Source organism: Actinokineospora spheciospongiae (assembly GCF_000564855.1).
Taxonomy (GTDB): Bacteria; Actinomycetota; Actinomycetes; order Mycobacteriales; family Pseudonocardiaceae; genus Actinokineospora; species Actinokineospora spheciospongiae.
The window spans coordinates 1-19,654 of sequence record NZ_AYXG01000214.1 but is presented as its reverse complement, the minus strand read 5'-3'; the positions used below and the strand labels follow the sequence as shown (position 1 = coordinate 19,654).

At 74.3% G+C, this 19,654-nt stretch carries 16 protein-coding genes; 13 read left to right on the top strand and 3 right to left on the bottom strand.

Features of this window, described 5'->3' with window-relative positions:
- Positions 1 to 57 precede the first annotated feature (57 nt).
- Positions 58 to 1,473, top strand: a complete 1,416-nt coding sequence (locus UO65_RS27115; RefSeq protein WP_035287945.1) for an MDR family MFS transporter — start codon at positions 58 to 60, stop codon at positions 1,471 to 1,473.
- A gap of 83 nt (positions 1,474 to 1,556) precedes the next feature.
- On the opposite strand, the gene UO65_RS27110 is transcribed toward UO65_RS27115, so the two are convergent.
- A complete protein-coding gene (locus tag UO65_RS27110) occupies positions 1,557 to 2,798 on the bottom strand; it encodes a hypothetical protein (RefSeq protein ID WP_035287942.1) in 1,242 nt (413 codons plus the stop codon).
- Between the two features lie 254 nt (positions 2,799 to 3,052).
- On the opposite strand from UO65_RS27110, the gene UO65_RS33735 reads away from it, so the two are divergent.
- The 10 genes from UO65_RS33735 (at position 3,053) to UO65_RS27060 (ending at position 13,989) form a co-directional block, all read left to right on the top strand.
- Positions 3,053 to 3,655 (top strand): TetR/AcrR family transcriptional regulator, encoded by a 603-nt coding sequence (locus UO65_RS33735; RefSeq protein ID WP_084176302.1) that lies wholly within the window; start codon positions 3,053 to 3,055, stop codon positions 3,653 to 3,655.
- A 275-nt stretch (positions 3,656 to 3,930) separates the two neighbouring features.
- The gene (locus UO65_RS27100) at positions 3,931 to 4,782 is read left to right on the top strand and encodes a hypothetical protein (protein ID WP_035287939.1); all 852 of its coding nucleotides are present in this window, start codon (positions 3,931 to 3,933) and stop codon (positions 4,780 to 4,782) included.
- Positions 4,779 to 5,750, top strand: a complete 972-nt coding sequence (locus tag UO65_RS27095; protein ID WP_035287935.1) for a polysaccharide deacetylase family protein — start codon at positions 4,779 to 4,781, stop codon at positions 5,748 to 5,750. Before UO65_RS27100 ends, UO65_RS27095 begins: the two co-directional genes overlap by 4 nt.
- Positions 5,747 to 6,991: an O-antigen ligase family protein gene (locus tag UO65_RS27090; protein WP_233427865.1), complete on the top strand. Its 1,245-nt coding sequence runs from the start codon at positions 5,747 to 5,749 to the stop codon at positions 6,989 to 6,991. The genes UO65_RS27095 and UO65_RS27090 overlap by 4 nt, the downstream gene beginning before the upstream one ends.
- A complete protein-coding gene (locus UO65_RS27085; protein ID WP_233427864.1) occupies positions 6,981 to 8,051 on the top strand; it encodes a glycosyltransferase in 1,071 nt (356 codons plus the stop codon). Before UO65_RS27090 ends, UO65_RS27085 begins: the two co-directional genes overlap by 11 nt.
- Complete coding sequence (locus UO65_RS27080) at positions 8,048 to 8,965, top strand: hypothetical protein (protein ID WP_084176301.1); 918 nt, start codon at positions 8,048 to 8,050, stop codon at positions 8,963 to 8,965. The genes UO65_RS27085 and UO65_RS27080 overlap by 4 nt, the downstream gene beginning before the upstream one ends.
- The gene (locus UO65_RS27075; protein WP_233427863.1) at positions 8,962 to 10,260 is read left to right on the top strand and encodes a glycosyltransferase 87 family protein; all 1,299 of its coding nucleotides are present in this window, start codon (positions 8,962 to 8,964) and stop codon (positions 10,258 to 10,260) included. The genes UO65_RS27080 and UO65_RS27075 overlap by 4 nt, the downstream gene beginning before the upstream one ends.
- Positions 10,257 to 11,729 carry an oligosaccharide flippase family protein gene (locus UO65_RS27070; protein ID WP_052021840.1) on the top strand — a complete coding sequence of 491 codons (1,473 nt, stop codon included), beginning with the start codon at positions 10,257 to 10,259 and terminating at the stop codon, positions 11,727 to 11,729. Before UO65_RS27075 ends, UO65_RS27070 begins: the two co-directional genes overlap by 4 nt.
- Positions 11,730 to 11,740: 11 nt before the next feature.
- A complete protein-coding gene (locus UO65_RS27065) occupies positions 11,741 to 12,835 on the top strand; it encodes a glycosyltransferase (RefSeq protein ID WP_233427862.1) in 1,095 nt (364 codons plus the stop codon).
- Positions 12,832 to 13,989, top strand: a complete 1,158-nt coding sequence (locus tag UO65_RS27060; protein WP_233427861.1) for a glycosyltransferase family 4 protein — start codon at positions 12,832 to 12,834, stop codon at positions 13,987 to 13,989. Before UO65_RS27065 ends, UO65_RS27060 begins: the two co-directional genes overlap by 4 nt.
- Here UO65_RS27060 and UO65_RS27055 read toward each other — a convergent pair.
- Together UO65_RS27055 and UO65_RS27050 are read right to left on the bottom strand one after the other, a co-directional pair.
- A complete protein-coding gene (locus tag UO65_RS27055) occupies positions 13,967 to 15,346 on the bottom strand; it encodes a putative glycoside hydrolase (protein ID WP_084176300.1) in 1,380 nt (459 codons plus the stop codon). The genes UO65_RS27060 and UO65_RS27055 overlap by 23 nt on opposite strands.
- Positions 15,328 to 16,749, bottom strand: coding sequence for a sugar transferase (locus tag UO65_RS27050; protein ID WP_233427860.1), 1,422 nt, complete (start codon positions 16,747 to 16,749; stop codon positions 15,328 to 15,330). Before UO65_RS27050 ends, UO65_RS27055 begins: the two co-directional genes overlap by 19 nt.
- 452 nt (positions 16,750 to 17,201) lie before the next feature.
- Here UO65_RS27050 and UO65_RS27045 point away from each other — a divergent pair, with 452 nt between their 5' ends.
- Positions 17,202 to 18,017 (top strand): glycosyltransferase, encoded by an 816-nt coding sequence (locus tag UO65_RS27045; protein WP_233427859.1) that lies wholly within the window; start codon positions 17,202 to 17,204, stop codon positions 18,015 to 18,017.
- Positions 18,010 to 19,362, top strand: coding sequence for an FAD-dependent oxidoreductase (locus tag UO65_RS27040; protein WP_052021837.1), 1,353 nt, complete (start codon positions 18,010 to 18,012; stop codon positions 19,360 to 19,362). Before UO65_RS27045 ends, UO65_RS27040 begins: the two co-directional genes overlap by 8 nt.
- The last annotated feature ends 292 nt before the right edge of the window (positions 19,363 to 19,654 follow it).

Genomic DNA, 19,654 nt, shown 5'->3' with positions numbered 1-19,654 from the left:
GTGTGCTTTGCGTGGCCTGTTCGGTGAGGGTGTCGATCGAGTGGTGGGGGAGTTGTCGTGAGTGAGCGCACGGTACCGGCTGCGCCGGTGGTGGACGCGGCGCTATGGCGCACGGCCTTCGTGCTGGTGCTCGGCACCTTCATGGCCACCCTGGACACCACCATCGTCTCGGTCGCCCTGGACGTGCTGGTCGACCGGTTCGACGCGTCGGTCACCGGCATCCAGTGGGTCAGCACGGCCTACCTGCTGGCCGTGGTCGCCGCCGTCCCGGCCTCGGGTTGGCTGGCCGACCGGTTCGGCGGGCGGCGCACCTGGGCGGTGGCGGTCGCGGTGTTCCTGGTGGCGTCGGCGCTGTGCGCGCTGGCCTGGTCGCTGCCCAGCCTGATCGCCTTCCGCGTGCTCCAGGGCCTCGCGGGCGGGTTGCTGCCACCGGTGGGGCAGGCGCTGCTGGCCCGCGCCGCGGGCCGCGACCGCATCGGCCGGGTGATCAGCGTGGTGGGCGTGGTGCCGCTGCTGTCCCCGGTCCTGGGGCCGCTCGCGGGTGGCGCCATCCTGGGCGCGGCGTCCTGGCCGTGGCTGTTCCTGGTGAACGTGCCCGTCGGCGCGGTCGCGCTGCTGCTGGTGCGCCGCTGCGTCCCCGCCTCGGCGCCGGTCGAGCCGCGCGCCCCGTTCGACCTGCGCGGCGCCGCCCTGCTCGCACCCGGGTTGGCCGTGCTCGTCTTCGGCCTGACCGAGGTCGGCCGGGGCCGGGCCGTCCCGCTGGGCGTGGCGGTCGCCGCGGTCGCCGTGGGGGCGGTGATGCTGGTGGCCTTCGTCGTGCACGGGCTGCGGACCACTCGGGTGCCGCTGATCGACCCGCGCCTGTTCACCCGCCCCCCGCTGGGGGTCGCGGCGGTGGCGCTGGTGGTCCTGGGTGCCTCCGTGTTCGGCACGATGTTCCTGCTGCCGCTCTACCTGCAAGGCGCGGGCGGCCTGACGGCGTGGGAGACGGGACTCCTGCTCGCGCCCCAGGGGCTCGGCGCCGCCGCGGGCTCGCTGTGGGTGAGCCGGGTCGTGCACCGCCTCGCCGCCCGCACGCTGGTCCTGGGCGGGATCACCCTCGTGGCGCTGGGGACCGCCGTGTTCACCCAGCTCGGCCACGACGTCCCGGACGCCGCGATCGCGGTGTCCCTGCTGGTCCGGGGTCTCGGCGCCGCCATGATCGGTGCCCCGGTGCTGGCCTTGGCCTACCGCGGCGTCGAACCGGCGCACCTGCCGCGCGCGGCGGGTGCGCTGAACCTGCTCAACACCCTCGGCGGCTCGGTGGGCACCGCGGTCCTCGCCGTCGTCCTGCAAACCCGGCTGACCGGTCGCGGGCCGGACGCCGCCGCGGCCTTCGGCGACACCTTCTGGTGGGTGCTCGCCCTGACCGCCCTCGCCGCCCTGGCCGCCACCCGCCTGCCCGGGCAGCGGGCGCGGGGCGCGGCGGCCTGACCCCGGTGCGGGAAAAACCCGGCCTGTGACCCCGGAGACGGGGCCACAGGCCGGGTCGATCAGTCGGTCAGTCGATCAGTGGATCAGGTGACCGGGTTCTCGACGAGGAAGACCTCCGGGAACGGCTTGGCGCAGTTGATCGCGATCTCACCCGCGTTGCCGTCGAACCGGAAGGTGGCCTTCGCGGTGCCCAGGGAGATGGCGACGCTCTCCGAGGTCGCCGTCGGGCGGAACGGACCGGCGGTGATGGTGCCGGTCGTGGGCAGGGACAGGATGATGTCCTTGTCCCGGACCAGCGGCGTGCTGGGGATGGTGATGCCCTCGGCCACGTTCTGGACCGCGGGCGTGCCACCGCGCACGTTGAGGTTCAGCTCGTTCACCACACCGGAGAAGCTGCCCTTGAAGCCCATGTCGAGCAGCTTGTTCACGGTCGCCTTCGGGATGGTGAGCGCACCCGACGCCTTGGTGAACGACATCGACCCGTTCCGCGTGACCGACAGCGGGATGGTGCCACCGACCGCGATGCCCGCGTCGATGCTCTCCCCGCCGAAGGTGCACTTGTAGGGGGCGTTGATGATGCCGTCGAGGAACTCGGGGGCGACCGGCGGGAAGTTCAGCGGCGCACCGGTGATCTTCGACGGCGGCTGGCCGGGGGCCCCGCCGATGCCGAGGGTCAGCAGCGCGTTGCCCGCGGTGGGCAGGCACTTGGCGTCGACCTTGATCTGCAGGCCCCACGACGCCTTCAGGGTGACGTGGGCGACCGCCTGGTCGAACGCCAGCGTCGTGGTGCCGCTGTTCGGCGCGGTGTACGGGCCGACGTCGAAGGTGCCCTCCAGGGGCAGGCCGACGACGAGCGGCTTGCCCGACTCGATCGGGATGTCGATGATGGTCTGCGGCTTCTCCGCGACGTTGATGCTCGGCGGGGTCGAGTTGGACGCGCTGATGTCCAGCTCGGTGATGGTCGCGTCCACCCGGTTGATGCCGACGGCGGCCGCCAGCTCGCTCAGCCAGGTGGGGAATTCGATGAAGCCCGAGCCCTGGGTCAGGTAGAACTGTTGGCCGGGGCCGAGGCTGGTGGTGACCACGCCCTGGACGTCGACGCTGGTGCCCAGGTCCAGGATCTTGATCCCGGCCAGGTCGGGCAGGGTGATGGCGCAGCTGATGGGGAGGTTGAAGCGGCCGGTGTCCACACCGATGGCGGGGACGTCCGGGATGTTCAGCGCTTGCGCGGGTCCCGCGGAGGTCAGGGCCACCACGGCAGCAGCGGTCGCCGTGAGGGCCAGTCCTTTGCGTAGCAGGGAATTGCGACGTCGTCGTCCGGACATGCGATGGCTCCTCGAAATACGGTTCAGGGCTAGAGGAAATGGGTCGTACCGGAAGTTACCGACCGAGGAAACCGCACTTCAAGTGCTACTTGGATTTGCGCGCAACTCGACGAAAATGCAGGTCGAAGATGTTGCCCCCAGGTGGGCCGAGTGGGTGGGAGTAGCGCGCTCCGCGCCCTCCACTTTGCTCTGGAACGACAAAGAACGCCGTCTAGGGCTCTTTGGTACTTGTACGTATCAACAGCGAGGATGCCATGGCAGGATCGGGTACGACCACCCCTGGACCCTCGGCGGAGGCGCACCGGCGCAGGCTGCTCGGGGCCGTGCTCCAGGTGGTCGCCACCAAGGGCTACGCCGACACCACGATCGGTGACGTCGTGGCGCGGGCGATGGTGTCGCGGCGAACCTTCTACGAGTGCTTCGCCGACAAGGAGGAGTGCTTCGTCACCGCCTACGAGGGGGCGTCCGAGGCCGTGCTGCGCCGCATCGACGAGGCGGTGGACCCGCGCGACGACTGGGTCCGGCGCCTGGAGACCGGGGTCGGGGTCTACCTCGCCGCGGTCGCCGCCGACCCGTCCGTGATCACCGTGTTCGTGGTCGAGATCGTCCGCGCCGGACCGCGCGCCCTGGCCGCCCGGCGGCGGGCCTACCGGCGCTGGGCGGCGGTCCTGGGTCAGGTCAGCGAGCGCGCCGCGATGCTGGGCGAGGACATGTGGCAGGCCGCGCTCGCGGCGATCAACGAGCGGGTGCTCATCGCGGCCGAGCGCCAGGAGGTGTCTGGCGACGCCGTGCGGGCCGACGTCATGGACGTCCTGCTGTCGCTGCTGACCGCACCGGGGCGCGACCCCGCGCCCTGACCTGCCGCGGGCACGACTCCCCGACCTCCCGAGGTCGGGCGCACCCGTTCGCCCTCCGTCGAGCCGAATAATCGCCATTTGCGGAAATCGATCGTCAAGGTATCGAACGGCTGAACTCTTTCACTCGCTGGTACCGGGCGTTCGCGACCGGGGTGAAGTACGTTTCTCGGTGTTCTTCGGTCGAGCAACGCATTGCCCGTCGTCGGTGATGGGATCGCGGTCTCGTTGTGCACCGGCGGGCAAAATCCGGTGAGCGTTCTTGAGGAGTCGTCACAGTGCTCGGCCACGTCGAACTCGCCGCGTCCACGGCGATGTACGGCGTGGGGATCGTCGCCCAGCGCGCCGCGGCCCGGCGCGCGGTGGACTCCGCGCCCGCCGTGGGCTCCGCGGGGGTCGGGCTGTTCGCCCGGCTGGTCCGCGACCGGCTCTACCTGGTCGGGTTCGCCGCCCAGGTGGGCGGCTTCCTGCTCGCCTTCCTCGCCCGCGCCTCGCTGCCGCTCTACCTGGTGCAGGCCGGGGCGTCGTGCGCGGTCGGGCTGGCCGTCGTCGTCGGGTTCCTGGCGCTGGGGTGGCGGGTGCGGGTGGTGGAGGTGGTCGTCCTGCTGGTCATGGCCTTCGGGCTGGTGCTGCTGGCCGCCTCGGCGACGCCGTCGCCCGCCCGCCCCCTGCCGCCCGGGGCCGACCTGTTCCTGCTCGCGGCGGTGGCCGCCATCGCCGTCCTGGCCGTGCTCGCCTGCCGGTCCGCCGCGGTGACGTCGCTGGTCGTGCTCGCCGGGGCGGCGTTCGCGGTGGTCGCGGTCAGCGGCCGGTCGCTGGCCGCCGGACCGCTCGCGCAATTGCCGCTGCGCCCCCTGGCGTGGGTGATGGTGGCCGCCGCGCTCGTCGGGCAGGCGTGCCTGTCCGTGGGGCTCTCCCGCTCCTCGTCCACGGCGGCGGTGGCGCCGATGGACGCCGTCACCGTGGTGCTGACCTCCGCGGTGGGCCTGGCCGTGCTGGGCGACCGGGTCGTGCCGGGGCGGCAGTGGTGGGTGGTCGCGGGTCTGCTGTCCGTCCTGCTCGGCGTGGTCGTGCTGGGGCTGGTCTCCCGCGCGGTGGCGCCCGCGGTCGTGCCCTCGGAGGCGGTGTGAGCGACCGGCCCGTCGCCAGCCTCTCGCTGGACCTGGACAACCTGTGGGCCTACCGCAGGACCCACGGGGACCCCGACTGGGCGCGGATGCCCAGCTTCCTGCCCACCGCGGTGCCCCGGCTGCTGGAGGTCTTCGGCGAGCACCGGGTGCGGCCAACGGTGTTCGTCGTCGGCGCCGACGCCGAGCGCGAGGACGGTGCGAAGGCCGTCGCCGCGATCACCGCCGCAGGGTGCGAGGTCGCCAACCACTCCCACGGCCACGAACCCCGGCTGCACCGCTACAGCCGCGCCCGGCTCGACGAGGAACTGGGCCGGACCGAGGAGGCGATCGTCGCGGCGGGCGCCCCCCGGCCCCTCGGCTTCCGCGGACCGGGCTACAGCGTCTCCAGCGCGCTCCTGGCCGCGCTGGTCGACCGGGGCTACACCTACGACGCGAGCACGCTGCCCACCTGGATCGGCCCGCTGGCCCGCCGCCACCACAACCGCGGCACCCGGGCCGGGGCGTCCGAGAGCCGCGACGAGCTGTTCGGCGGCGTCGGCCGGGTGTGGGCGCCGAACACCGCCTACCGATGGCGGGTCGGCTCGCACACCGGGCTGGCCGAGCTGCCGGTGACGACGATGCCGCTGGCGCGCGTCCCCGTCCACGGCGCCTACCTCCTGCACCTGCACCAGGCCTCACCCCGGCTGGCCAGGGCCTACTTCGCCTCGGCGCTGCGGCTGTGCCGCGCCCTCGGGGTCGCCCCCTCGCTGCTGCTGCACCCCACCGACGTGCTCGGCGGCGCCGACGCCCCGGGCATGGAGTTCTTCCCCGGCATGGCGGTGCCCACCGGGGAGAAGGTCGCCCTGCTCGGGTGGGTGCTCGCCGAGCTGGGCAGGCACTTCGAGGTGGTCGGCACCGGCGAGCACCTGCGCCGCGGCGGCGTGCCCCGGCGCGTGCGCGACGCCCGCCTCGCGGAGCGCGGCTGGTGAGCGCGCCCCCGCTGGTGGCGCGCGGAACCCGCTCCGCTGCCACCGCCTCGACGTGGTGGCTGCGCGCACTGGCCTGCGCCGCGGTGGCGCTGGCCCCGGTGGAGGGCTACCTCACCGCCGTGCACGGGCAACTGGCGAAGCTGGCGCCCGCCCTGCTGATCGTGTCCTACGTGGTGGTCCGGGTGCGGCAGCGGCGGGTTCCCCTGGTGCACCCGCTGCACCTCGTCCTGGCGGCGCTCACCGCGCTGCTGCTGGTCTCGGCCGCGGCGCACACCCAGGCGCCGTTCGCCTGGGAGTACACCCAGCGGTGGCTGCCGTTCCTCGTGCTCACCGCGCTGCTGGTCGACCTGGCCGCGCGCGAGGTGACCGTGCGCGCGCTGATGGGGGCGTACGTGTGCGGGGCCGTGGTGGCCGGGGCGGGCGCGCTCTACAGCCTGGTCGTCGAGGGCTCCCCGAGGGCGACCGGCCCGTTGCAGGACCCGAACGACCTGGCCTTCGTCCTCGCGGTGGCCCTGCCCCTGCTGATCGCGCTGCGCCCGGGGCGCGGGGTGCGCGGCGCCCCGGTGGCCCTGCTCGTGGGTGCCGCGGTCGTCCTGCTCGCCGGGATGGCCGCGACCTTCTCCCGTGGCGGGGGACTGGCGCTGCTGGCCGCCGGGACCTGGCTGCTGGCGCGGCGGGCGCTGCCGCCGCGCGCGGTGGCCGTCGCCTTCACCGGGCTCGCCGCACTCGTCGCCGCCGCCGTGGCCACCGGGGGGCAGGTGCTGGCGCGGGCGCTGCAGGAGAAGAGCTTCATCGCCGCGTCCAATGTGGACACTCGGGAGATCCGGTGGCGCGCGGCCCTGCGGATGCTCGCCGAGAACCCGGTCCTCGGGGTGGGGCCGGGCGGCTTCCGCAGCGGGTACGCCGCGTTCTCGCACAACGCCGAGATCGCCGAGCAGACCCCGGTCGCGCACAACATGTTCATCGAGGTGGCCGCCGAACTCGGCCTGCCCGCCTTCGCGCTCTTCGCCGGGATGGCCGCGGTGGCGCTGGTGGCCGCCGAACGCGTCCTGCGCGCGGGCGCGGACCGCGCGCCGATGCTCGCCGTGCAGGCGGGCCTGATCGCCACGGCGGTCGCCTCGTGCTTCCTGTCCGAGCAGTACTACCTGCCGTTGTGGCTGCTGGCGGCGCTCGCCGCGGCGGCCGATCTGCGTGTTCGTCGAAGAAAGGTTCTCGGTGCGGGTTCTTCACGTGATCAGTGAGATGGGCAGCGGGGGCGCCGAGGCGCTGGTCGCGGGCATGGTCACCGCGGGCGGTGAGTTCGGCTGGGAATCGGCCGTGGCCAGCGGTGGCGGCTACCGGGCCGAGGCGCTGCGCGGGCGCGGGGTGTCCACGTTCCCGGTCCCGGTGCCCCGCCGCCGGGCGGGCGGCCTGCTGCGGGCGGCCACCGCGACCAAGGCGGCCCTGCGCGGCTTCGCCCCCGACGTCGTGCTCGCCCACAACGTGTCCGCCAGCGTGGTGACCAGGCTCGCCATGCTCCCCGGGCGCAAGCCGCCGCTGCTGACGGTCTTCCACGGGGTCGCCGACACCGACTACGGCGCCACCACCCGCATCCTGCGGCACACCTCCGCCGCGGTCGTCACCGTGGCCACCGCGACCGCCGACCGGCTGCGGGTGGCGGGACTGCGCACCCCGGACCCGGTGGTGATCCCCAACGCGGTCTTCCCGCACACGCCCACCCGCAACGGCGCCGCGGTCCGCGCCTGCCTCGGGATCGCGCCGCGCACCCCGGTGGCGCTGTGCGTGGCCCGCCTGGAACCGCAGAAGCGCCACGACGTGCTGCTGCGCGCGTGGGCCGCCCTCGACGGCGACGCGGTGCTGCTGCTGGCGGGCGACGGCAGCCTGCGCGGCGAGCTGGAGCGGCTGCGCGACGAACTCGGCCTCGGCGACGGCGTCCGGTTCCTCGGCGACCGCGACGACGTCCCCGACCTGCTGACCGCCGCCGACCTCACCGTCCTCACCAGCGACTGGGAGGGGATGCCCATCGCCGTGCTGGAGTCGCTGGCGGCGGGCCGGGCGGTGGTGGCGACCGACGTGGACGGGGTCCGCGAAGTCCTCGAACCCGGTGGCGGCCTCCTGGTCCCCCGCCGCGACCCGGCCGCGACCGCCGACGCCCTGCGGGCGCTGCTGTTCGACCCGGAGGAGCGGGCCGCCGTGGCCGCCGCCGGGCGCGAGGCCGCGCACCGCGGGCACGACCCGCGGGCGCTCATGGCCTCCTACGACCGGCTCCTGCGCGGCGCCCTGGCGGGGGTGCGCCGATGAACGCGCTCGCCGCGGTGCGCCGGGTGCTCGGCCGGATCGGGCGACCCACCGTCGAGGGCGTGGGCGTCGGGGTGCTCGTCGGCGCGCTCGTGCTGGTGGCGGGCGCCGGGCAGGACGACCAGTACGAGGGCCGCGTCGGCCTGCTCGTGGTGCCTGCGGCGGCGAAGGCCGACGGCACCGGGGAGGTCGCCTACGGCGAGGTCGTCGCCCTGGCGCTGCCCGCCCTGGTCGAACTGGCCCGGACCCCGTCGGTGTTGCAGGCCGCCGCCACGGCGACCGGGACCTCCACCGAGGACCTGGCCGCGCACGTGGCCGTGGAACTGGTCCCGGCCTCGGGCCTGACCAGGCTGTCGCTGCGCGGTTCCTCGGCCGATCAGGCCGCCGCCGCGGTCCTGGCCGTCGCCAAGGAGCTGATGCGGGCGGACCTGCTGGCCCCGGCGGGCACGCTGCGGCTGCTCGACGAGCGGCCCGACGTCACCAGGGTGGCCCCGGACTGGGCGCTGATCTGGGGCATGGCCCTGGTCGCGGCCGTGGTGGCGGGGGTGGCGACCGCCGCGCTGCGCTCCCTGCGCGGGACCGGCGCCGACACCCGCGCCGTGCGCGCGGCGCTGGCCGGCGCGGGCGTGCACCACCGGGTGGCCACCCTGCGCGAGGCTGACCCGGCGCTGCACGAACGGCTCCTGGCCCTGTGCACCGCGGCGGCCCGACCGGCCCAGGTGGTGGCGGTCGCCCCGGACCTGGGCAAACGCGCCCGGAGCATGACCCGGCGGTTGGCCGAGGCCGGTCAGGGGACCGCCGAGGGCGCCGCGGTGGTCGCGATGACCCACGGCGGTCGCAGGCGCCAGGACGAACTGGCGACCGTGCTCTCGGTGTTGCCCACTTCTTCGACCCTGGTGGCGGTGGTGCTGGCGTGAACACCCCGATGACCCGATCCCGCTCCGCGCTGCTCACCGCCGTCGCGGCCGTGCTGGGCGCGGCCGGTGCCTGGTGGGCGCTGCGCCCGGCGTGGCAGGTGCCGCTGCCGACCGGGGCCAACCTGGCCGAGGTGCGGATGCAGGACTTCCGCGACGCGCTCTACTTCCCGATCCGCGAATTCCTCGCGGGCGGCAACCCCTACGACCCGGCGGTGATGTTCGGGAACTGGCCGGTGCGCCAGGGCTTCAACCTCTACCAGCCCTACCACCTGGTGCTGCACCTGCCGTTCGCGCTGGGGGACTACCACGTCGGCGCCGTGGCCTACGGCCTCACGTCGGTGCTGCTGCTGGTGCTGCTCGCGGCGCTGGCGGCCAGCCGGGTCCGCCTGCGGGTCCCGCTCCCGCTGGCCCTGGGCACGGCGGTGATCGCCGCGCTGCTGGTGTTCAGCCAGGTCGGCAAGGCCCAGCTCTACCTCGGGCAGGTCAACCCGCTGGTCGCCCTCGGTGCGGCCGGGGCGCTGGCGCTGCGGTCGAGTTCCCCGCGCTGGGCGTCGCTCGCCCTGGCGGTGGCCTGGCTCAAACCGCAGTTCGGGCTCCCGCTCACCGTGCTGCTGCTGGCGCGCGGGTCGCGGCGGGTGGCGCTGACCGGGACCGCGCTCGCCGCGGCCGCGAGCCTGCCGGTGGTCGCGCTGCTCGTCGTGCGCGGCGGCGGCATCGGCCCGTTCCTCGACGCCATCACGGCCAACCTCGCCAACGCCACCGGCACCGACTACGGCGCGGTGGATTCCCCGACCGCCCAGCGGGTCGACGTCGCCGCGGTGTTCTTCCGCCTCACCGGGTGGCTGCCACCGGGCATCGAGCCCGCCGTGCTGATCGGCGTCCTCGGGGTGAGCGCGGTGCTCGTGCGGCGGCTGGACGCCCTGGCCGACACCGACTCCGGGTTCGACACGGGCGCGGTGGCCGACCTGCTGACCGGCGTGGCCGTGGTGGTCACCGTGGTCCACCAGCCCGGTGACGTGCTGCTGGCGGTGCCCGCCATGGCCGCCGCGGCGGTGGCGTGGCGGCGCAGGCGGTGGCGCGCGGTCGGGTTGGCGCTGGTCGCGCTGGCCGTGCCCTTCCTGCACCTGCACGTGGTGGACACCGCGATCAGCGCCGTGCTCGGCGGCCGGGCCTCGGTGACCGTCGACGGCGTCGCGGTGATCGCGGCCTGGGTGCTGCTGGTCGCCTTCGCCGTCCGGGCCACGAGGACCCCCCGACCCGCCGCGGCGGACCTGTCCGCGGGGACGACCGCGTGACCGGGGTGCTGGGCGCCCGCGCGATGCGCGGATCGCTGTGGCTGGGGCTGACCAACGTGCTCAGCAAGGGCAGCCAGGCCGTGGTGACGCTGGCGCTGGCGGCCCTGCTCACCGAGGGCGAACTCGGCTCGGTGGCACTGACCGTCGCGCTGGTGAACATCGGCCAGGTGGTGCAGTCCATGGGCGTCTACGACGTCATCAGCCGCACCGAGGGCGACCCGAAGCGGGTCGCGGGCACCGTGCTGACCCTCAGCGTGGGCGTCAGCGCCGCCCTCGCCCTGGCGCTCGCGCTCGCCGCGCAGCCGATCGCGACCGCCGTGGGCGGGCCGGAAGCGGCCTCCCTGGTGCGGTTGGCGGCGGTGAGCCTGCCGTTCTCGGCGATCGGCGGCGTGCAGATGGCCCTGATGCACCGCGACCTGGACTTCCGCCGCCGCCTCCTGCCCGACGCCGGGAGCGCCATCCTCGGCGCGGTGGTCACGGTCCTGCTGGCGCTCAACGGGTGGGGGCCGCAGTCGGTGGTGATCGGCGTGGTGGCCACGGCGGTGGCCCAACCGCTGCTCGGCGCCGCGATGGGCGTGCGGTCGGTCCCCGGCTGGGACACCGCCGCCGCGCGGGAGTCCCTGCGCTGGATCGCCGTCGTGGGCCCGGCCGCGATCGTGGCCATCCTGCTGGTGAACCTCGACTACCTGGCCATCGGCCGCGTGCTGGGCCCCGACGCGGTCGGGCTGTACTCGCTGGCCTACCGGATCGCCTGGATGCCCTACATCGCCGTGGCCGTCGTGCTCGGCGCGGTCGCCTTCCCGGTGTTCACCACGCTGCTGCGCACCCGCCGCCGCGACGAGCTGCCCACGGCGGTCAGCCGGTTCACCAGGGCGGTCCTGGTCCTCACCGGCGGGCTGTACCTGATCACCGCCCTGCTGGCGGACCGGGTGACCCTGCTCGGCGAGCGCTGGGCACCCGCCGCCGGGGTGCTGGTGCTGCTGTGCGCCTACGGAGTGGCGATCAGCATCCTCCAGGTCTGGTACCAGGCGATCAAGGCCGCCGGGCACCCCCGGCGCTACCTCGCGCTGGAGACCGCCCACCTGGTCGCGTTCACCGCGGGCCTGGTGTTCGCCACCCGGCACGGCATGGCCGCCGTCGCGCTCACCCAGGTGGTCGTCGCCTGGGCGCTGGTCGCCCTCACCTGGTGGGTGATGGTGCGCTCGGCGGTGGCCTTCCCGCTCGCCGAACTGACCCGCATGGGAGCGGGCGTGGCCTGCTCCGGGCTGCTGTGCGCGGCGGCGGCGCTGGTCATGACCGTGGTCGGCGTGCCCCAGACCCTCGGGGGAACGCTCGTCGAAGGCGCGGTGCTGGTGCTGGTCTACACCGGCGCCACCCTGCTGACCCAGCGCGGCACCCTGAGCGAGCTGCGCGCGGTCAGCCCACGGCCTTCCCGCGACACCCCCGCGCGCACGGGGGACCGCCGGTGAAGGTCGTGCACGTGACCCAACCGGTGGAGGCGGGCGTGGCCGCTGTGGTCCTGCACCTGGCCGTCGCCCAGCGGGACCTCGGCTGGTCGGTCGGCATCGCCTGCCCGCCGTCGGGTTGGCTGCCCGAGCGGGCCCGCGCCGCGGGAATCCCGGTCCACCCCTGGCCCGCGACCCGCGGACCGGGGCCGGGCACCCTGGCCGAGACGACCGCGCTGCGCCGCCTCCTGACCGCCGCCGCGCCCGACCTGGTGCACCTGCACAGCTCCAAGGCCGGGCTGGCGGGCAGGCTCGCCCTGCGCGGCGGCAGGCCGACGATCTTCCAACCGCACCTGTGGTCGTTCCAGACCGCCGACGGCCCGCTGGCCCTGGCCTGCTCGCGGTGGGAGCGGCTGGCCTCCCGCTGGACCCACCACCTGGTCTGCGTCAGCGACGACGAACTCGCCGCGGGCCGCGCCGCGGGCGTCACCACCGACGCGGAAGTGGTGTGCAACGGGGTCGACACCACCCACCTGCGGCCGGGGGACCGGGCAGCCGCACGACGACGCCTGGGCCTCCCGGCCGACGCGCCCACCGCGGTGTGCGTCGGCCGCCTGGCCCACCTCAAGGGGCAGGACCAGTTGCTCTCCGCCTGGCCGTCGGTCCTGGCCGAGGTGCCCGACGCCCGCCTCCTGCTGGTGGGCGACGGCCCGATGGGCGCCGCGTGGCGGACCGGGCACCCGGCGGGCGGGCACGCGTCGGTGCGGTGGTGGGGCCACAGCCCCGCCCCGGCCGACTTCTACACCGCCGCCGACGTGGTCGTGGTGCCCTCCCGGGCCGAGGGGATGGCCCTGGTGCCCCTGGAGGCCATGGCCTGCGGGCGCCCGGTGGTGGCCTTCGACGTCGGCGGGGTGCGCCAGAGCGTGGCCGCTCCCGGCGCGGTGGTCCCCGCCGGGGACACCGGCGCCCTGGCCGCGGCGGTCGCCCGGCGGCTGACCGACCCGGCACTGGCGGCCGCGGAGGGGTGCCGGGGCAGGCAGCGGGTCGAGCACCTGTTCAGCCTCGACCGGATGACCGACCAGGTCGCCACCCTCGTCGACAAACTCGTCCCCTCGGGAGGAACACCGTGACCCGGCGCCTGCGCGTGGCCCACCTGCTCACCCAAGACCGCGGCGGCCCCGTGGACGTCACGCTGGACCTGGCCGCGGCGCTCCTCGCCACCGGCGAGGCCGACGTCCGGGTCTTCGGCCCACCGCCCGCCCGGGGCACCGACGTGATCGCGGGCCACCACGAGGCGGTCGACCTGCCCCGCAAGGGCGACCTCGCCGCCGGGCTGCGGGTGCGCGACGCGCTGCTGGCCTGGCAGCCGGACGTGGTCCACGCCCAGGACCGCCGCGCGGGCCTCGTCGCGGCGAGCCTGCGGCGGCGGCTCCCGGTCGCCCACACCTACCACGGCGTGCCCGACGACGTCGGCGAGCCGTGGTTCCGCCGCCAGTCCGGTGCCCTGGGGCCCTCGGCCTACACCCGCGTCGTGCTCACCGCCGACTCCGCGCTCACCCGCGCCCTCGACCGCACGGTCGTCCCCTCGCCCACGATGGCCCGCTTCCTCCGCGATCGCTTGCGCGTGCCCGCCGAGCGGATCACCCACATCGACAACTGCGTGCGGCTGCCGGAAAGCTCCCCACCCACCGATCCCGTGCGGCGCCTGGTGTTCGCGGGCCTGCTGGTGGAGCGCAAGGGGCTGCTGGACCTGCTGGAGGCCCTGGCCACCCCCGGCACGATGCCCGCGGGTGCCACGCTGACCGTGGTCGGCGACGGCCCCCAGCGGCAGACCGCCCAGCGGCGGGCCCGCCGCCGCGACCTGGCCGGGCGGGTGCAGTTCCTGGGCTTCCGCGCCGACGTGCCGCGGTTGCTGCGCGAGCACGACGCGCTGGTGCAGCCGTCGCGGATGGAACAGCAACCGCTGGTGGTCGCCGCGGCGATGGCGGCGGGCAAACCGGTGCTGGCGACCGACACCGGCGGGGTGGCCGACATGCTCGCCGTCCCGGGCGCGGTGTCCTACTTGGCCGAACCCGGGAACGTCGCCGACCTGGCACGCGTGCTGCGCGCCTTGTTCGCGGATTCCGACCCCGGTCGCACCGGCAGGCTGCTCGCCGCCCGCGCCCGGGAGCGGTTCGCGCCCGAGGTCTGCGCGGACCGCCACCTGGCGTTGTACGGGGAACTGCTGCGGTCCCGGGAAGACCGCGGGCAGCCGGTGCCGGTCAGGGAGCGGGAACGGAGCTAGGAACGGGACCAGGGGTGGGGATGGCGGTGGGCGTGGGAACCGGCACGGCGCTGGGCGCGGGGATGGGAGTGGGAACGGCGGACGTGGGCGCGGGAACGGACGTGGGGGTGGGCGCGGGCGGGGCGTTGAGCAGCACGGCGCCGTCCGCCGCGGCCAACTCCAGGTCGGTGACCGCTCGCCCGTCCAGGTCGACCAGCCCGGTCGGCGGGGTGACGCGCACGCTCGCGGCTGTGGGGTTCACCGCGACCCAGCCCCGGGTGAACCGCCGGGTCCACACGCCGTTGCCCTGGCGGCCCGCCGCGTCGACGGCCTCCCCGAGGTCGATCTGCTGGTAGCGCGACCACTCGGCGTTCATGTAGGTGGGCGTGGTGGCGCCCAGCCAGCAGGTGTAGGGACCGGCCAGCAGGGCGGCGCTGGCGTACCCGGCGCGTTCGCCCCGGTCGTCGTTCACGCGGGTCACCAGCAGCAGCCAGGACTCGCCGAGGGCGGCCTGGGCGCGCAGCTCCTTCCACTCGTTGCCCTGGAAGGTCAGCAGTTCCCCGGAGCCGCCGTCGTCGTGGAAGCCGAAGTTCTCCTCCATGGCCCCGCTGAACCGGGAGTGCGCGGTCCAGCGGCCCGGGATCAGGTGCGTCTCCGACACGTTGGGCACGAAGATCTTCCCCGCGTCGCGCAGTGATCCGCCCGCCACGCCGAGGAACGCGTCGAGGCCCTCGCGCAGCACCCGGTCGGTCTCGGCGGTGTCCTTGGTGCCCTTCAACACGGCGGGGGAGTAGTGGCTCAGGGAGTTGAAGTCGTTGTCCGCCAACACCCCGTCCCACCCCTCCCGGACGACCTCCTCGGTGACCGCGGCCGCCCACGCCTTCTGGTAGGCCGGGTCCCACACGGTCATCTGCCAGTGCTTGGGGTAGCCCCGCCACTCGATGCGCCGCCCGGCGGTGTCCTCGGCGAACCACTCCGGGTGCGTCTTCCGCGCCGCGTTGTACCCGATGCCGCTGGGCAGCCGGTCGGCGTCGGTGTCGCCGTTCACCGCCCCGGGGTAGTTGCGCGTGCTCGACAGGTCCTTGTAGACCAGGATCTTGACCTTCGGGTTCAGCTTGCGCAGCTTGCGCATGGCCTCGGCCTCGGTGGCGTTGAACACCACCAGGTCGTAGCGCTTGGCCGCGAGCGCGAGTTCGGCGTCCGCCGGCGGTTTGCCGATGCCGTACCACCACGCGCACGGCGCCAGCGGGACCGGCGAGGGCTTGGCGGGCTGTTCCGCCCACCCGGACGAGCACCCCGAACCGGGGCCGCACAGGACCAGGACGAGCGCGCAGAGCAGCACGTGCCCCACCCGGCGGCTCACCGATTTCCGCGCCACAGCAGCTCCCCCACGGTCAACAGCACGATCTTCAGGTCCAGCCACAGCGACCAGTTAGCGATGTAGTAGTTGTCGTACCGGGACCGGTCGGCGATCGAGGTGTCGCCGCGCAGGCCGTTCACCTGGGCCAGGCCGGTCAACCCGGTGGGCACCCGGTGCCGCGCCCAGTACAGCTCGTGGATGGCGGAGAACTCGCGCACGAACCCGGGCCGCTCCGGGCGCGGTCCGACGATGGACATGTCGCCGCGCAGGATGTTCCAGAGCTGCGGCAGTTCGTCGAGCGACGTGCGGCGCAGGAAGCGCCCCACCGGGCCCACCCGGTCGTCGCCGACCACCGACCACCGGCTCTGCGAGTCGTCGACGCGGCCCTGGCGGACGCTGCGCAGCTTGAAGATGGTGAAGGTGCGGTTGTCCATCCCCACCCGGACCTGCCGGAAGATGATCGGCCGACCGCTCTCCAGCAGCACCGCCACCGCGCACAGGGCGATCACCGGCGCCAGCGCGACCAGCGCCGTGGCGGCGAGCACCACGTCGACGCCGCGCTTGACCCACCAGCTCGGGCGGCTGGTGGGCGCGGTGCTCAGCCGCATCAGCGGGTAGCCGCGCAGCCGCTCCACGTCGAGCCCGTCGGGGCACAGCTCGAACATGCGGGGGACCACGAGGGTGGTGCAGCCCAGGCGGTGCGCGGTGATGGCGGAGTCGACGACGGGGGACTCCTGGGCGTGGGAGAAGGCCAGGACGACCGTGCCCGCCCGCTCCCGCCGGATCGCCGTGGCCAGGTCCTCGTCGAGGAGGGGGGCGGGCAGGCGGTCGTGGTCGGTGTCGCAGTGCGGGTCGATGAAGCCCACCGGCCGCAGCCCGTACTCGGGGTGCTGGAGCATGGTCCGCACCAGGTCGACCCCGACCTTGCCCGCGCCGACCACGATCGACCGGTCGCAGCGGTCGAACCGGCGCCTGCACCAGCGGCCGAACGCGAACACCAGCAGCCGGGCGACCTCGCTCGCCCCCGCGAAGAGCAGCACGGTCCCCTGCACCGCCGTCGCCGCGGCGGTCTGGTGCCCGACCAGCAGCGCCAGGCAGGTGCTCAGCGCGAAGGCGGTCATGGTCGTGGTCATCGACCGCGGCAGGTCGTGGAACCACGACAGCCACAGGCGCCTGCGGTAGACGCGCCCGCTGGTGCGCACCCCCAGCAACGCGCCCGCGGTGACGAGCGCCCACCCCGGGTTCGGCTCCACGACCGCGGCCGCGCCCGCGAAGGCCAGCACGTCGACCACGACCAGCAGCACCGCCACGGCGTTGACCCGGCGCAGCACGTCCTGCAGCGGCGTCTCGCGCGCCGGTCGCCCGGGCAGCCTCGGCGACCACCGCCGGACGGGCACCGGGGTCGTGGCCGTCGCGGTCACCTCCGCCACCGCGATCCGCCCTCCGGGCGTGTCCGGTCGAGCCGCCCCGCTGCCGCCGGTGCACCCCCGGCCGCGTCCCACCGCATCCTGCGATCCTCTCCTCCCGCACCGATCCGGTGATGTCGTCGCGAGTGCCGCGATCGAAGGTTCGTCGCGTTTCCGGTCCTTCGGGGTCCGCACCGACAGGACCATGGTTCTCCATTCGAGTGAACTCAGCGCATCCGTTTCGCTGTGTCACTCTTTGGGGGTAGGAAAATCCCCCGGTCGGTGACAGTTTCGCGTGGACACTCGGATCTCATTGTCGTCCGCTGGCACATTTTCGCAGCACAGGGAAAGCTTCGGCGAGTCGGTCGGACATCCGCCGGCCCCCGGGGGCGGACCATTCCGCCGCCATTCGACGACGAACTACGACAAGAGGACCTGTGGCACTGGAAGAAACTCAGCCGCGCGTCGTGTCGATCCCGCTCCCGCGCCCGGTCGAGGTGACCGGGCCCGCGCGCGACGGCGGCCGGACGCACGTCGTGCTGCCCGCCTACAACGAGGCGGCGAACCTGCCCGCGCTGCTCGACCGGTTCGCCGCGCTGGAGTTCGCCGATGGGGTGACCGTCTGGGTGGTCGACGACGGTTCGTCCGACGACACCGCGGCCGTGGCGCTCGGCGCCGCCGGGGTGGATCTCCAGTTGGTGCGCCACGAGGTGAACCGCGGCCTCGGCCAGGCCGTGCACTCGGGGCTGCGGGCGGTCCTGCGGGTGGCCCACCCGGACGACATCGTGGTGGTGATGGACGCCGACGACACCCACGACCCCGCTCTGATCGAACCGCTGTGGGCGGAGGTCGCCGCCGGGGCCGACGTGGTCATCTGCTCGCGCTTCGTCGACGGCGGCGACGACGCCACCGCCCCGCCCGTGCGCAGGCTGCTGTCCCGCTGCGCCGCCGCGCTGTTCCGGCGGATCGTGGCGGTGGAGGGCGTGGCCGACTTCACCAGCGGCTTCCGCGCCTACCGGGTGAGCCTGCTCGACCGCGCCGCGCGCCACTGGGGCGAGCGGCTGGTCGAGGAGAAGGGCTTCGCGTGCATGGTGGAGCTGCTGCTCAAGCTGCGCCACTGCGAACCGGTGATCAGGGAGGTGCCGCTGCTGCTGCGCTACGACCGCAAGCGCGGGGCGAGCAAGCTGCGGCTGCGCCGCACCCTGGCGCAGTACCTGCGGCTGCTGGTCCGCGACCGGCTCGCGCCGCCGCCGCACTGGGCGCTGCGAGGCCCCGGTGCGTGACTCGCCCGACCACGTCGTCGTCCTCGGCGGCGGCATCTGCGGTCTCGCCGCCGCCCACGGCCTGGCCCGCGCGGGCAACCGGGTCACGCTGCTGGAGGGCAGCGACCAGCTCGGCGGGCTGGGCACGTTCTTCCCCTGGCGCCAGGCGTGGGTGGAGCGCTTCTACCACTGCGTCATGCCCACCGACGACGACCTCCTGGAGTTGTTGGGGGAACTGGGGTTGCGCGACGAGGTGCGGTGGCGCCGCACCAGGATGGGCATGGTCGTCGACGGCCGCCACCACCCGTTCAACACGGCCGGGGACCTGCTGCGCTTCACCCCCCTCGGCCCGGTGGACCGACTGCGCTTCGGTGTCGTCTCGCTGCTGCTGCGCAGGCTCGGCAAGGGCAAGGACCTCGACACCACGCGGACCGAGGACTGGCTGCGCGGCCTCTACGGCGAGACGGTGTGGACGACCCTGCTGGCACCGATGTTCGGCTCCAAGTTCGGCGCGTCCTTCGGCGACGTGCCGGCGCTCTACGTGTGGCAGCGGCTGGGGCGGGAGAGCAACGTCTCCACCCGCGGCTACCCCACCGGCGGCTACAAGCGGATCATCGACACCCTGGCCGCCGCCCTGCGCGCCGCCGGGGTCGACGTGCGCACCCGCGCACCCGCGGTGGGCATGTCCACCACGACCACCTCGGCCCGGATCACCACCGCGGGCGGCGAGGTCCTCGACGCCGACCGCGTGGTGTCCACGCTGCCGCTGCCCCTGCTGCGCGGCATCGCCGACGCCGACCTCGCCGACCACCTGCCGTGCCCGTCGGTGTCCTACCAGGGCGTGGTCAACGCGGCGTTCTTCCTCAAGCGCCCGCTGTCCGGGCACTACTGGACACCGGTCCTGCGCTCCGGCACGGACTTCGACGGCGTCGTGGAGATGTCCGCCCTCACCGGAACCACCCCGTACGAAGGCCGCCACCTCGTCTACGCCATGCACTACACCGACCGTGGATCACCACTGTACCTGGAGGACGACCGCACCCTCGCCCACCGCTGGAGCGAACAACTGGTCACCCTCTACGCCGACTCGGGCCTCACCGCCGACGACGTGGAGGAGGTACGGGTGTTCAAGGCACCGTTCGTCGAACCCGTGTACCCCCTGGGTTTCCTCGCGTCCCAACCCGCCGTCCGCGTTCCCGGCGCACCGGTGTTCCTGGCGACCACCGCGCACGTCTACCCGGACGTCACGAGCTGGAACTCCAGCGTCCGCCTGGCGAAGCGGGTCGTGGCCCTGATGGGCGAGGCACCCACCACCCCACCCGCGGCGAAACCCCTCCACCCATCAGAACCGACCCGCACGGCCTAGCCAGGGGTCTGTCCTCAAGGCCAGCCCCCCACGAACCGGCGGCTCGGCCAAGCGACTACCAGGGTGGGTGGATGTGCGCTGGCCAGCCCACCACCCCGAAAACCGGCGACCCGGCTACGCAACTGCCAGGGTGGGCGGAGGCGCTTGCCCACCGGCCACCCCGAAAACCGCCGCCCCGGCGACCGAATGCCCGGGTGGGTGGATGCCCCGAACGCAGGCCGACCACCCCGAGAACCGGCGGCCCGGCCAAGCAAACGCCCGGGTGGGTGGATGCGATTGGCCAGCCGACCAC

What these genes read in the sequence shown, in the direction of transcription:
- UO65_RS27110 (WP_035287942.1), bottom strand. Translation starts at nt 2,798, where the DNA reads ATGTCCGGACGACGACGTCGCAATTCCCTGCTACGCAAAGGACTGGCC.
- UO65_RS33735 (WP_084176302.1), top strand. Translation starts at nt 3,053, where the DNA reads ATGGCAGGATCGGGTACGACCACCCCTGGACCCTCGGCGGAGGCGCAC.
- UO65_RS27080 (WP_084176301.1), top strand. Translation starts at nt 8,048, where the DNA reads ATGAACGCGCTCGCCGCGGTGCGCCGGGTGCTCGGCCGGATCGGGCGA.